This window comes from Sphingomonas sp. NFR04 (genome assembly GCF_900114095.1).
Classification (GTDB): Bacteria; Pseudomonadota; Alphaproteobacteria; order Sphingomonadales; family Sphingomonadaceae; genus Sphingomonas.
Map to the genome: position 1 here is coordinate 164,359 of NZ_FORV01000006.1, position 13,143 is coordinate 177,501.

The 13,143-nt window shown below is 67.9% G+C and carries 10 protein-coding genes; 3 read left to right on the plus strand and 7 right to left on the minus strand.

Translation table 11 applies throughout. The features are described 5' to 3' along the window. Positions 1–22 precede the first annotated feature (22 nt). A complete protein-coding gene (locus tag BM009_RS17185; RefSeq protein WP_175488094.1) occupies positions 23–1,243 on the plus strand; it encodes a dicarboxylate/amino acid:cation symporter in 1,221 nt (406 codons plus the stop codon). Here BM009_RS17185 and BM009_RS17190 read toward each other — a convergent pair. From BM009_RS17190 to BM009_RS17210, 5 genes are all read right to left on the minus strand, one after another. Further along, positions 1,227–2,084, minus strand: coding sequence for a PhzF family phenazine biosynthesis protein (locus BM009_RS17190; RefSeq protein WP_093298061.1), 858 nt, complete (start codon positions 2,082–2,084; stop codon positions 1,227–1,229). The genes BM009_RS17185 and BM009_RS17190 overlap by 17 nt on opposite strands. A 138-nt stretch (positions 2,085–2,222) precedes the next feature. Then, positions 2,223–3,722: an OprO/OprP family phosphate-selective porin gene (locus BM009_RS17195; protein WP_093298062.1), complete on the minus strand. Its 1,500-nt coding sequence runs from the start codon at positions 3,720–3,722 to the stop codon at positions 2,223–2,225. Positions 3,723–4,029: 307 nt separating this feature from the next. Then, on the minus strand, positions 4,030–4,569 hold the full coding sequence (locus BM009_RS17200; protein ID WP_093298064.1) for a GNAT family N-acetyltransferase: 540 nt from the start codon (positions 4,567–4,569) through the stop codon (positions 4,030–4,032). 269 nt (positions 4,570–4,838) lie between these two features. Next, positions 4,839–6,632 carry an IlvD/Edd family dehydratase gene (locus tag BM009_RS17205; RefSeq protein WP_093298065.1) on the minus strand — a complete coding sequence of 598 codons (1,794 nt, stop codon included), beginning with the start codon at positions 6,630–6,632 and terminating at the stop codon, positions 4,839–4,841. Between the two features lie 26 nt (positions 6,633–6,658). After that, a complete protein-coding gene (locus BM009_RS17210) occupies positions 6,659–7,792 on the minus strand; it encodes an aldose epimerase family protein (RefSeq protein ID WP_093298067.1) in 1,134 nt (377 codons plus the stop codon). A 146-nt stretch (positions 7,793–7,938) separates the two neighbouring features. Between BM009_RS17210 and BM009_RS17215 the strand changes: the two genes are divergently transcribed. After that, the gene (locus BM009_RS17215; RefSeq protein ID WP_093298068.1) at positions 7,939–9,240 is read left to right on the plus strand and encodes a sugar MFS transporter; all 1,302 of its coding nucleotides are present in this window, start codon (positions 7,939–7,941) and stop codon (positions 9,238–9,240) included. A gap of 266 nt (positions 9,241–9,506) precedes the next feature. Here the strand turns inward: BM009_RS17215 and BM009_RS17220 are convergent, their stop codons facing one another. Beyond that, positions 9,507–10,265, minus strand: a complete 759-nt coding sequence (locus BM009_RS17220) for a FadR/GntR family transcriptional regulator (RefSeq protein ID WP_093298215.1) — start codon at positions 10,263–10,265, stop codon at positions 9,507–9,509. A gap of 123 nt (positions 10,266–10,388) precedes the next feature. Here BM009_RS17220 and araD1 point away from each other — a divergent pair, with 123 nt between their 5' ends. Next, complete coding sequence (gene araD1, locus BM009_RS17225; protein ID WP_093298070.1) at positions 10,389–11,384, plus strand: AraD1 family protein; 996 nt, start codon at positions 10,389–10,391, stop codon at positions 11,382–11,384. A gap of 158 nt (positions 11,385–11,542) precedes the next feature. Here araD1 and BM009_RS17230 read toward each other — a convergent pair whose 3' ends face one another. Further along, positions 11,543–13,120 carry an alpha-N-arabinofuranosidase gene (locus BM009_RS17230; RefSeq protein WP_093298071.1) on the minus strand — a complete coding sequence of 526 codons (1,578 nt, stop codon included), beginning with the start codon at positions 13,118–13,120 and terminating at the stop codon, positions 11,543–11,545. Positions 13,121–13,143: the final 23 nt, after the last annotated feature.

Genomic DNA, 13,143 nt, shown 5'->3' on the forward strand with positions numbered 1-13,143 from the left:
CGGATCAGGAAAGGGACGGGATATGGCGAAGACGGCGCTGGTGATCGGCGCGCTGCTGGCGGGAGTGCTGCTCGGCTTTGCCGCCCGCTGGCCCGCGGGCGCGTTCCTGGTGCCGTGGATCGACCTGGTCGCGCCGGTCGGCGCCTTCTGGATCCGCGCGCTGACCATGACCCTGGTGCCCTTGGTATTCGCGCTGGTGGTGACGGGCGTGGTCAATGCGGTGCGCCATGGCCAGGGCGGGCGGCTGCTCGCGACCAGCTTCGCGGTGTTCCTGCCGATGCTGGTGCTTGCTGCGCTGCTCGCCTGGCTCGCGCTGGAGATCGTGCTGTGGCTGTTCCCGCTGGGCCCGGACCCGCTCGCCGGGCTCCTTGCGGCCGGCCCGCCGGCGGTGCCGCACGTGCCGAGCGCCTCGGAGCAGATCCTCGCCATCCTCCCCGAAAACCCGATCGCGGCGGCGGCCAGCGGCGCGATGCTGCCGCTGGTGGTGTTCGCGGTGCTGCTGGGCGTGGCGATTGCGCGCACCGGCGGCAACGGCCTCGCCGGCGTGATCGACGAACTCGGCAAGGCGATGACGCAAATCGTCGACTGGATCCTGCTTGCCGCGCCGATCGGCATCTTCGTGCTGGCGATGGGTGCGGGCAAGGCGGCAGGCGCGAGCGTCGCCGGCGTGCTGGCGCGCGACGTGGCGGCGGAGATCCTCTTCTGCCTGCTCGCGATCGGCATGTGCTACCTGCTCGTCGTCGCGCTGCGGGCAATGCCGCTCGGCCGGTTCGCGCGCGGCATCGTGCCGGCGCAGGCCACCGCGGCGGGCACCTGCTCGTCGATGGCGACTGCCCCGGTATCGATGGAGGTCGCGCTCAACGGGCTTCAGCTACCGCAGGAGGTGGCAGGCACCACGCTGCCGCTCGCCATCTCCACCTTTCGACTGGCAACCACGGGCGTCACGGTGATCGAGGTGTTTCTCGCCGCGCATGCCGCGGGCGTGCATGCCTCGCCGGTGCAATGGGTGCTGGCCGGACTGTCGGCGGTGATCGCGGGCATCGCCACGCCGGGGCTGCCGGGGGCGGCGATCCTCTATGCGTGCGACGCGCCGGGCATGCAGATCCTCGGCGCGCCGCTGGCGATGATCCCGCTCTACATCGCGGTGTCGGCAATCCCGGACATGTTCATCACCACCGCCAGCGTCACCGGCCAGGTGACGGCGACCACCCTCGTCGCGCGGCTGGTCAGGCGAGGGCGCTGAGACCGGGCAGTTTGCCCTCGGCGATCGTCATGCTGCGCCCGCCGACCCAGGCCTGGCCGTCCGCCTCATACTCGACGAAGATGCGCCCGCGCCGATCGAGCCGGGTGCCCTGCGCGGCGACATAGCCGCCGGTCACGCGGCCGCTTTCATAGAGCCACTGCGCGGCCGAGGCGTTGAAGCTGCCGGTCACCGGATCCTCGATCACCGCGCCGAACGCGCCCTTGAAGATGGTTCGGATTTCCCATGCCACCGGCGCGCCGGCGGGGTGGGGGCCGATCAGGCCGATGTCCAGCGGACCGTCCCAATGCCGCACCGGCTCCACCGCCAGCACCGCTTCCGCCGACTCGAGCAGCACGGCGACCCAGCCGGGTCCGTTATCCGCCCAGGCAGCGTCGACGATCGCGCTCGGATCGATCCGCAGTGCCGCGGCGAGCTTGGCGCGGGTCTCCGCATCCACCGGTCCGCCCCGCAGCAGCGGCGGCGCGGCGAAGGCGAGGCGGTCGCCCTCGGGGCGGATCGGGATCAGCCCTGCGCCGCATTGCTGGACGATCCGATCCGCCGCGGCCGGTACGCCGCCCGCCGCCAACCAGGCATGGCAGGCGCCGAGCGTCGGGTGTCCGGCAAAGGGCAGTTCGCGGTCGAGCGTGAAGATGCGTGCGTGATAGTCGGCGCCGGGAACACTCGGCGGCAGCAGGAACACCGTCTCGCTCAGGTTGAACCAGCGGGTGATCGCCTGCATCATCGCCGTGTCGAGCTCGCCGCCGCCCTGCACCACCGCCAGCGGATTGCCGGTGAACGGGCCGTCATGGAACACGTCGACCAGTGAAAAGGGCGTCGTCATTCGGTGCATCTCCCCTGCCGCGCGCGCGGCGCGGGCACGGGATCGCCGATCCTCGCCCTGGTGACAAGCGGATCCTGAACAGCCTTGCGGCCGCCGCTCCCATCGGAAGCGACGGCCGCGCAGCCTGGTTCGGGGGGATCAGAAGGTGACGCCGAAGCCGGCGCTGATCGTCTCGCCCTTGTCCTTGCCGGTGTACGAGCCGGCGCGGTTGCTGGTGTTCCAGTGGATCAGGTTCAGCTGGAGGCGGATGATGCTGTCCAGATACCAGTTGGTGCCGATCGTCGCGGCATTGCCCTTGGTCGCGTTCGGGATGCCCGAATAATCGATGCTCTCGTAGCGGGCGAGGACTTCGATCGCGCCCGGGCCGCCATCGAACACCGGCCGCAACACGCGCGGTTGGGCAAAGGTGCCGAGGCGCGGGTTGTACGGCGGCAGGTCGCCGGTGACGAAGAAGCCGGTGGAGAGGCTCCACGCCTTGCTCTCGAAGTCCGGACGGCCGGCATTGAGGCGCGCGACGCGCTTGCCGGCTTCGCCCATCACCCAGAACGGGCCGGCATAGCCGCCCAGTTCCGCGCCATAGCCGGTGGTGCCGGTGCCGCCGACCAGCGTGCCGGTCTGCACGCGCAGATTGCCGTTGAAGCGGCCGCCGATCACGGTGTTGCGGGTCAGCGTGCCGGGCCCGCGCGACGACAGCGCCTCGTCGAAGCCCCACAGGCCGACATGGACGATCGACCGATCGGTCTTGAACGGGTTCCAGTGCGCGCGCGCCAGCACGGTGCGGCTGTCGTTGATCGCCTGGCTGGCGTCGACACTGTCGCCGCTGATCGTCACCGAAGCGTGGCCGGTCTTCCAGAACAGGCGCGGCATCAGCGCGATGCCGTAGAAGCCGCGCTGCGGGATGATCGAGGTGGCGACCACGTTGCGCTCGAGGAACGGCGGCGCGTCCGACCCGCTCGAGCCTTCGAAGCTGCGGTCGTTGAACATGTTGCCGAAGCGGACGTCGTACGAGACCTTGCCCACATCGTTGCGCCAGCCGACGAACATCGTGCCGACGTCCGAGGTGTTGTCGGCGAAGTCGTTTTCGAACTGGTAGAAGAAGTGCGGGCCGACCGCGCCCTCGATACCGATACGCAGCGCACGGGCGCCGGTGGTGGTGATGTTGCGGGCGTCATAGTTCGACCCGAAGGTCGAGCTGACATGGTTGATGATACGACCGCGCATCTTGAACAGATACTTGCCGTCGGCCGAACGGAAGATCGGCAGGCCGCCGCGCCATTCGGTGGTGACGTTCGAGACATTGGCGGTCGCGCGGGCCTGGGCGACGCTCTGGTCGGCAAGGCCGACGGGGGCGAGCTGCGGCGCGAAGGAGTCGGCGACGGTCTCGTCATTGGCGACGTTGGTGCGCTTTGCCCGCGCGGCCTGCGGCACCGATATCGGTGCAGCGGCATGCGCCACGGGCGCGGCGGCCTGATTGCCTTCGATCTTGTCGAGACGGGCGCGCAGCGCGGCGATCTCTTCGGCCTGCGCCTTGAGCAGCTTGACCAGCTCGGCCTGATCGCCCGGCGTGCTCTGGGCGAGCGCCGGCGTGGCGAACAGCAGCGCCGACAGCGCCGCGCCCGCCAGGAACTTCATCTTCATCGTCACAACCCCGTTTGTTGATCCTGCGTCGCCAAGGGCAACCGAGTACCAATATAGGACGGGTGCGTTCGAACGATCCGGCAATGAAATGAAAGATGATCTCTTACGTAGAAATGCGTTAGTGGCCCGCGGTATCGCTGGCTGGTCCAGAAAGACGCGCAAAAAATTCGCTTCTGGACGTATTTATTGTTGAGCATACGGGATTTGGTGGCTCAAGCTAAGAATCTACGCTGCGCCTAGATCCGATTTGATTAGCGATAGGTTGCCTGGCGCCTAGGGAGTTTCCCGGGGATAGCCGTCGCGACCGTCAGAGTGCCTTTTCCATGCGCACCAGCGGTACCCGCACCCCCGCGATCGGGGCGGACAGGGTCGGTTCAATCGGGCGATAGCCGCATGCCTCGTAGAGCGGCACGCCCGCCATCGTCGCCATCATCTCGGCGCGCGCGAAACCGGCGGCGCGGGCGGCATCCTCGCACAGGCCGAGCACGCGGCGGCCGATGCCGCGGCGGGTGAAGGCGGGATCGGTGTACATCGCCCGGATCTTGGCGGCGTCGCGGGCCGGATCGAGCCGCTGGGGCTCGCGGGCGACGATGCTCGCGTCGCCGCCATAGAGCGTCGCGCGGAACGACCAGCCGCCGCAGCCGGCGATCGTGCCGGCCTCGTCCTCGATCAGGAAATAGCTCTGGTCGGCGATCAGCTGGGTGTCGAGGCCCATCACCTGGTGGCTGGCGGCAACCTGCTCGGGGGTGAGAAAGCCATGCTGGAGCTGCGCGATCGCGCGGGCCATCACTGCCCGCAGCGCCTCCAAGTCGTCTGGCTGGGCGAGGCGGTGGGTGAAGGTGGGCATGGGGGTATCCAAGGTGGTCTGCGCGACGATCCTGCCCCTGGCGGGCAGGGCAATGGCAGATAAAATATTGAGGCAGCGCTCGCCCGACAATACGCTGTCATCCCCGCGAAGGCGGGGATCCATTCGCCTGTGCGCTGGAGGAAAGAACTGCGGCACCAGCGCCAATGGATCCCCCCCTTTGCGGGGATGACGGCGGTTTTGGGGCTATCGCCGTCCCCTATTCCATATGCGATTGCCCTCCCCCTGGCGGGGGAGGATTGTTGCCGCCCTTAGTGATTATCCCGCGGGATGCCGTGGGTCTGGGCGATGCGCTGGAACTGTTCGGCGCCTTCCAGGATCGCGCCGGTGTTCATCTGGCCGACCACGGCGCGCTGGATCGCCTGCCACGGCGTCTGCGACGCGGGATAGGCAAAGCCGCCCGCCTCGGCCAGCACGCGGCGGCGCTCGGCGAGCTCGTCGGCGGGGATCAGCACGTCGGCGGTGCCGCGGTTGAGGTCGATGCGCACCCGGTCGCCGGTCTTGAGCAGCGCCAGGCCACCCATCGCCGCCGCCTCGGGCGAGGCGTTGAGGATCGACGGCGAGGCCGAGGTGCCCGACTGGCGGCCATCGCCGATGCACGGCAGCGCATGCACGCCCTCTCGGATCAGATAGGCCGGCGCGCGCATGTTGACCACTTCGGCCGCACCCGGATAGCCGATCGGGCCGGCGCCACGCATCACCAGCAGCGTGTCCGGCGTGATGCCGGTGGCGGGGTCGTCGATGCGGTGGTGGTAATCCTCCGGACCGTCGAACACCACCACCGGGCCTTCGAACGCCTCGGGATCATTGGGGTTGGAGAGATAGCGGTCGCGGAATTCGGGACCGATCACGCTGGTCTTCATGATCGCCGCGTCGAACAGATTGCCGCGCAGCACGATGAAGCCGGCCTCGTTGACCAGCGGCGCCTCGAAGCGGCGGATGACCTTCTCGTCCTCGATCGTCGCATCGCGGCAATTCTCGCCGATGGTCTTGCCGTTGGCGGTGATCGCATTCTCGTGGATCAGGCCCTGCTGCATCAGCTGGGCGACCACGGCAGGCACGCCGCCGGCGCGGTAATAATCCTCGCCGAGATATTCGCCGGCGGGCTGCAGGTTCACCAGCAGCGGCACCTTGTGGCCGTGCGTCTGCCAGTCGTCGAGCGCCAGTTCGGCCCCGACATGGCGGGCGATCGCGGCAAGATGGATCGGTGCGTTGGTCGATCCGCCGATCGCCGAATTGACCACGATCGCGTTGAGGAACGCCTCGCGCGTCAGGATGTCGGAGGGCTTGAGGTCCTCCGCCACCATGTCGACGATGCGCTTGCCGGTGCGATAGGCGACTTCCTGCCGGTCGCGATAGGGCGCCGGGATCGCCGCCGAGCCCGGCAGCATCATGCCCAGCGCCTCGGCGAGGCTGTTCATCGTCGTCGCCGTGCCCATCGTGTTGCAATAGCCGGTCGACGGCGCCGAGGAGCTGACCAGGCGGATAAAGCCCTCGTCGTCGATCTCGCCCGCCGCCAGCAGCTCGCGCGCCTTCCACACGATCGTGCCCGAGCCGGTGCGCTCGCCGCGGTGCCAGCCGTTGAGCATCGGGCCGACCGACAGCGCGATCGCCGGGATGTTCACCGTCGCCGCCGCCATCAGGCAGGCCGGCGTGGTCTTGTCGCAGCCGGTGGTGAGCACCACGCCATCGATCGGATAGCCGTAGAGCAGTTCGACGAGCCCGAGATAGGCGAGGTTGCGATCGAGGCCGGCGGTCGGCCGCTTGCCGGTTTCCTGGATCGGATGGACCGGGAACTCGATCGCGATGCCGCCGGCTTCGCGGATGCCCTCGCGGATGCGCTCGGCGAGCACGAGGTGGTGGCGGTTGCACGGGCTGAGGTCCGAACCCGTCTGGGCGATGCCGATGATCGGCTTGCCCGAGCGCAGTTCCTCCAGGCTCAGCCCGTAATTGAGGTACCGCTCGAGATAGAGCGCGGTCATATCAACGTTGTCAGGGTTATCGAACCAGGCGCGGCTGCGCAGCTTGGGGGCAGAGTCGGTCATCGGAAAAGCCTTGCGGGAGGGGAAGTTTAGTTGGTCGTCGAGAAGCGATAGACGATCACGTTGCGATAGGTCTGCCCCGGATTGAGCCGCGCCGAGCCGAGCGCCGGCTGGTTGGGCGTGTCCGGGAAGACCTGGGGTTCAAGCGCGAGGGCATCGCCCTGGCGATAGGCGTGGTTCGACTTGCCGATCGCGGTGCCGTCCAGGAAGTTGCCGGTATAGAATTGCACGCCCGGCTGGTTGGAGAGGATCTCCATCACCCGGCCGCTCGACGGATCCTCGACGCGGGCATGCAGCACCGGCTGGGCGGAGGGCGCCTTCGCGATCACGAAATTCTCGTCATAGCCCTGGCCGAACACGATCTGCGGATCGCGGCCGTCGCGGATGCGGGCGCCGATGACGGTCGGCTTGCGGAAGTCGAAGGGCGTGCCTTCGACGGGGCGAAGCGTGCCGGCGGGGATCAGCGTCTTGTCGACCGGCGTGGTGGTCTCGGCCGGGATCGTCAGCACCTGATCGTAGATCGAGCGCTGCGAGGCTTCACCGGCGAGGTTGAAGAAGCTGTGGTTGGTGATGTTGACGATGGTCGGCTTGGTCGTGGTCGCGGTATATTCGACCGACAGCTCGTTCTTCTCGTTCAGCGCATAGGTTGCGGTAACGGTGAGCTGGCCGGGATAGGCTTCCTCGCCATCGGCGGCGACGTAGCGCAGCGTGACGCTGGCGCTCTCCCCGCTCGAAACCTTCTCGACGGTCCACAGCCGCTTGTCGAAGCCCTTCAGGCCGCCGTGCAGCGCGTTGGGGCCGTTGTTCTTGGCGAGCGTATAGGTCTTGCCGTCGATGCTGAAGGTGCCGCCCTTGATGCGATTGGCATAGCGGCCAACGGTGGCGCCGAAATAGTTGGGGGCGACCAGATAGCCCTTCATGTCGTTATAGCCGAGCGTCACGTCCTCGGACTTGCCGTTCCGGTCCGGCGCCGACAGCGACTGGAGGATCGCGCCATAGCTTAGGATCGTCGCGCGCATGCCATGGCCGTTGGTGAGGGTGATCGCCTCGACCTTCTGCCCTTCGGCGGTGGTGCCGAAGGCTGCGCGGGTCGCTTCGCCAGCGTGCGCCGAGAAGGGGATCATCGCGGTGGCGAGCAGGGCGCCCTTGATAAGATAATTCATGCAAAACCTCTCCCCATGGGCTATCGCTCGCTGCAAGCGGCGACGCGGCCGTTGACGCTGGACATCCGGGTGAATACTCGGACTAGAAAGCGAAGAGCAACCCCGCCGCGTCTCCCCGTGGCAAAAAACGAGAGGATCATACCAGCATGGCGGTCATGCCGACGTCTAAGGCTGCTCCGGCGGGGGCCGGGCAAGCCTCTCCCCCCACGCAATATGGACGCGCGCTGGCCCTGCTGGCCACGCTGTTCTTCATGTGGGGCTTCATCACGGTGATCAACGGCACGCTGCTGCCGCATCTGCGCAGCGTGTTCGAGCTCAGCTATTTCCAGGCGGCGCTGATCGAGAGCGTCTGGTTCATCGCCTATTTCTTCGCCTCGATCCCCTCGGCCAAGCTGATCGAGCGGATCGGCTACCAGAAGTCGCTGGTCGTTGGGCTGCTGATCATGGCGGCGGGCGCGCTGGGCATGACGCTGGCAGCAAGCCTGCCTTCCTATGGCGTGACGCTGTTCATGCTGTTCGTGATCGCCAGCGGCATCACGCTGCTGCAGGTCGCGGCCAACCCCTATGTCGCGGTGATCGGCCCGTCGGAGACTGCCTCGTCGCGGCTCAACCTGGTGCAGGCGATGAACTCGGCGGGTACGATGCTTGCACCGCTGTTCGGTGCGTATCTGATTCTCGGTCGCTCGAAGGGCGGCACGGCGCATGCCGGCGCGGCCGCGCTGACCCAGGCCGAGCGCCTGGCCGACGCGCATGCCGTGATCCTGCCCTATGTGCTGGTCGCCGTGGTGCTGCTGGTGCTGGCGATCGTGATCGCCCGCTTTCCGCTGCCGGCGATGGGTTCGGCGACCAGCCGCGTCGCCAAGGAAGAGCGCAAGCACCACAGCCTGTGGAGCCACCGCAACCTGGTGTTCGGCATCGGCGCGATCTTCATCTACCTGATTGCCGAGATCGGCGTCGGCAACCTGTTCGTCAATTTCGTCAGCCGGCCCGAGATCGGCAACATGACGACCGAGCAGGCGGGCCGCTACCTTACCCTGTTGTGGGGCGGGATGATGGTCGGCCGCTTCGTCGGTTCGGCGATCATGCAGAAGGTGGACGCCGCGATCGTGCTCGCCGCCTTCTCGATCGCCGCCTTCATCGTGATGGTGGTCACCGTGTTCACCCAGGGCGAAGTGGCGATGTGGTCGCTGATCCTGGTGGGCCTGTTCCACTCGATCATGTTCCCGACGATCTTCACGCTCGGCATCAAGGGCCTCGGCCCGCTGACCGAAGAGGGCTCGGGGCTGCTGATCATGGCGATCGCCGGCGGTGCGCTGGTGGCGGTGCAGGGCTGGCTGGCCGACACCTACGGCCTGCAGCACTCGTTCCTGCTGACCGCGATCTGCGAGCTGTACATCCTGTTCTACGCGCTGTGGGGCAGCAAGCCGACCAACGCGATTGAGGATTGAGGAATACCCGTTTCCTCCCTCGCGCAAGCGGGGGAGGGGGACCGCCGCCGAAGGCGGTGGTGGAGGGGGCGTCGCCGCGGGCGGCGCCCTTTTCGTATGGGCGGGAGGGCCCCCCTCCACCACGCCGCTGTCGCGGCGCGGTCCCCCTCCCCCGGAGCTGTGCTCCGAGGGAGGAAACGCTTCAAAGGTAACGAAGAGCATTGCCTCTCCCGCGAAGCGGGGGAGGGGGACCGCCGCCGAAGGCGGTGGTGGAGGGGGGGGCACCCTCACATCGACAGGCGGGTATCTTCCAGCGCGAGATCGACCAGCGTACGCATCGCCGCCGCAGCAGCATCCGCATCCCCCGCGGCAATCGCGTCGAACACCTTGATATGATCGGGCACCGGATCGCGCGGCAGGGCGCGGGCGCGCTGCTTGTACTTGGTGGTCCAGCTCACGGCCGCGCCGATGCTGGCGCTCAGCGCGACCAGTGCGTTGTTGTGGGTGGCTTCCAGCAGCGCATCGTGGAAGTCGCGATCCGCCGCCCGGCCGGCATCGGTCGCCAGCGTGTGCCGGCGCATCTTGGTGAGCGCGTCGCGCATCGCCTTGACGTCGTCGCGGTCGCGGCGCTCGGCGGCGAGGCGGGCGGCGGCGGGCTCCACCACCGCGCGCAGCTCGAACAGGTCACGGACGAAATCGGTGTCGGGCTCGCCGGAGAAAGCCCAGGCGAGCACCTGCGGATCGAGCATGTTCCAGCGGCTGCGCGGCAGCACCCGCGTGCCCGCCTTGGGACGGCTTTCGACCAGCCCCTTGGCGGTGAGCACCTGCACCGCCTCGCGATAGGCACTGCGCGACACATCCAGCGCCTCGGCGTTGGCGACTTCGCCGGTCAGCTTCTCGCCGGGTGCGATCGCGCCGGAGACGATCTGCGTGCCGAGATAATGGGCGATCGCGCCCCGCAGGCGGCGGCCCGAGCCCTTGGGCGTGCGGGTGATCGGCTGCACGCCTGCCTCGTCCACGCCGTCCGCCTGATCGTCCACTGCCATCCGCTCGCTCTCCTGCATGATGCACCGTGTAGCGCGAAGCTAGGCCCTCCCGCAAACGATGCGCGATTGCCAAGTGGGACGGACGCTAATAAGTCGGACTAAACCGAGACAAGGAGTGGTTCGATGGCGTTGCGGCTGATGCAGTATCGAGGGGCGGACGGGCAGCGGCGGGTGATCGCCGCCGACGATAGCGGCGCAAGCTTCGTCCGTGGCTTCGCCGATGTCCGCAGCCTGGCGCTGCACGCGATCGACGCCGGCCAGTCGCTCGCCGAGGCGGTGGCGGCGGCAGGCAGCGACGGCGATGCCGATCCGGCGGCGGCCCTCGCGGCAGGCCAGCTGCTCGCGCCGATCGACCATCCCGATGCCGCGCACCTCGTGCTGACCGGCACCGGCCTCACCCATCTCGGCTCGGCCGAGGGCCGCGACAAGATGCACCGCGATGCGGCGGCGTCCGAGCACAAGACCGATTCGATGCGGATGTTCCTCGAGGGCGTGGAGGGCGGCAAGCCCGGCGCGGGCGCGATCGGCCAGCAGCCGGAATGGTTCTACAAGGGCAATGGCCACCATCTGGTTGGCCCCGGCGAGACGCTCGAAATGCCGGGCTTCGCGCAGGACGGCGGCGAGGAGCCGGAACTCGCCGGCATCTACCTGATCGCTCCGGACGGCACGCCGTTCCGCCTCGGCCTGTGCCTCGCCAACGAGTTCAGCGACCATGTGACCGAGCGGCACAATTATCTGTGGCTGGCGCACTCCAAGCTGCGCCAGGCCGCGCTCGGGCCGGAACTGCTGGTCGGCGAGGCGCCGAGCGACGTGCGCGGCACCAGCCGGATCGTCCGCGACGGCGCGACGCTGTGGGAGAAGCCGTTCCTTTCGGGCGAGGCGAACATGTCGCACACGCTCGGCAATCTCGAGCATCATCATTTCAAATACGGCCTGTTCCGCCAGCCGGGCGACGTGCACGTCCACTTCTTCGGCACCGCGACGCTGTCGTTCAGCGATGGCGTTAAGACGGAAGTGGGCGACACGTTCGAGATCGAGGCGGCGCCGTTCACGTTGCCGCTCCGCAACCCGCTGGCGCAGGTGGCGGATGCGGGGATCGCGGCGGTGAAGACGCTGTGACCTGAAGATTTCTCCCGACAAATCCCCCTCCCGTTTGCGGGAGGGGTTAGGGGAGGGTGCGACGTGGAGGCTCTTGCTGAACCGGCGTCGCCCGCTACCCTCACACACCCTCCCCCGTCCCCTCCCGCAAGCGGGAGGGGGGCGAAAGGGCCGCGACGTCAGCCTTCGATCGCGACCACCGCGACCGACTTGGCCGGCAGCTCCAGCGTCACACCACCTTTGGCCACCGTCCCGCGGATCGGCTTCGGCACCACCGTGTTCGGCGCCTCGAAGCTGTTGACCGCATCGACCTTGGCGGCAGTCAGCACCTCGCCGGCCGCACTCTTCGCCGTCACGCCCGCGAACTTGACCGCGACCCGCGCCGGCTTGCCGGCATCGAGGTTGGTCACCGCCAGCCAGAGCTTGCCGTCCTTGCCCCGCGCCGCGATCGCGTCAACGCGCGGCATCGTCACGCCGTCGTGCGTATAGGTGCCCGCGTCGAACGACACCGGCACGGCCTGCGCATCCTGGAACGGCACGTACATGCGGAACACGTGATAGGTCGGCGTGAGGACCATCTTCTCCTTGTCGGTGAGGAGCATCGCCTGGAGCACGTTGATCATCTGCGCGATGTTGGTCATCCGCACCCGATCGGCATGGCGCGCGAAGATGTTGAAGTGCAGCGCGGCGATGATCGCGTCGCGCAGCGAGTTCTGCTGGTAGAGGAAGCCCGGATTCGAACCCGGCAGCGGCGCCAGCCACACGCCCCATTCGTCGACGACCAGCGGCACCTTCTTGTCGGGATCGTACTTGTCCATGATCGCCGAATGCTTGGCGATCATCCCGTCCATCGCCAGCGCGGCCTTGACCAGCTTGGCATAGCCGGTCTCGTCGAACCCTACGCTCGGATAGGAGGGCGGCCAGCCGCCGGTGGTATAGGCGTGCATCGACAGGCCTTCGATATTCCACGCCCAGTCATGGCCCTTCCATGCCGCCATCACCGCTTCGGTATAGGTGGTGTCCGCGTCGTTGGGGCCGACGGCAATGCGCTGCATCGGCTCCGCGCCCTTCTCGCCCTGCACCGGATCGAGATTGTGGGTGAAGCGAGCGAAGCGCTTCATCAGGTCGACATAGGCGTCCGGCCGCATCGATCCGCCGCAGCCCCAGCTTTCGTTGCCGAGGCCCAGCCACTTGACCTTGTAGGGCGCGGCATGGCCGTTGGCGGCGCGCTCCTTGCCGGCGGTGGTGGAGGGGTCGGCGGTCATATAGGCGAGCCAGTCGGCCGCCTCCTGGATCGTGCCCGAGCCGACATTGACCGAGACATAGGCCTCGGCGCCGACCTGGTCGGCGAAGTCCATGAACTCGTCGGTGCCGAAGCTGTTCGGCTCGCCCGATCCGCCCCAGTTGGTGTTGACGCTGCTGCGGCGCTGCGCCGCCGGGCCCACACCGTCGCGCCAGTGATATTCGTCGGCGAAGCAGCCGCCCGGCCAGCGCACCACCGGCACGTGAATCGCGCGGAGTGCCGCGACCACGTCCTTGCGGATGCCGCGGGTGTTGGGGATGGCTGAGTCCTTGCCCACCCAGATGCCGCCATAGATGCCGCTGCCGAGATGCTCGGCGAACTGGCCGAAGATGTGGCGGTCGATCGTCGGGCCTGGCTTGGCGGTGGCGTCGACGGTGACCGTCAGGTCCTGCGCCAGCGCCGGCAGGGGCGCGAGCAGCAGCGCCGCACCCGCGAGCAATGTCTTTCGAAGCATGAATCCTCCCTGGTCTTTTTCTC

What these genes read in the sequence shown, in the direction of transcription:
- BM009_RS17185 (WP_175488094.1), top strand. Translation starts at nt 23, where the DNA reads ATGGCGAAGACGGCGCTGGTGATCGGCGCGCTGCTGGCGGGAGTGCTG.
- BM009_RS17190 (WP_093298061.1), bottom strand. Translation starts at nt 2,084, where the DNA reads ATGACGACGCCCTTTTCACTGGTCGACGTGTTCCATGACGGCCCGTTC.
- BM009_RS17195 (WP_093298062.1), bottom strand. Translation starts at nt 3,722, where the DNA reads ATGAAGATGAAGTTCCTGGCGGGCGCGGCGCTGTCGGCGCTGCTGTTC.
- BM009_RS17200 (WP_093298064.1), bottom strand. Translation starts at nt 4,569, where the DNA reads ATGCCCACCTTCACCCACCGCCTCGCCCAGCCAGACGACTTGGAGGCG.
- BM009_RS17205 (WP_093298065.1), bottom strand. Translation starts at nt 6,632, where the DNA reads ATGACCGACTCTGCCCCCAAGCTGCGCAGCCGCGCCTGGTTCGATAAC.
- BM009_RS17210 (WP_093298067.1), bottom strand. Translation starts at nt 7,792, where the DNA reads ATGAATTATCTTATCAAGGGCGCCCTGCTCGCCACCGCGATGATCCCC.
- BM009_RS17215 (WP_093298068.1), top strand. Translation starts at nt 7,939, where the DNA reads ATGGCGGTCATGCCGACGTCTAAGGCTGCTCCGGCGGGGGCCGGGCAA.
- BM009_RS17220 (WP_093298215.1), bottom strand. Translation starts at nt 10,265, where the DNA reads ATGGCAGTGGACGATCAGGCGGACGGCGTGGACGAGGCAGGCGTGCAG.
- araD1 (WP_093298070.1), top strand. Translation starts at nt 10,389, where the DNA reads ATGGCGTTGCGGCTGATGCAGTATCGAGGGGCGGACGGGCAGCGGCGG.
- BM009_RS17230 (WP_093298071.1), bottom strand. Translation starts at nt 13,120, where the DNA reads ATGCTTCGAAAGACATTGCTCGCGGGTGCGGCGCTGCTGCTCGCGCCC.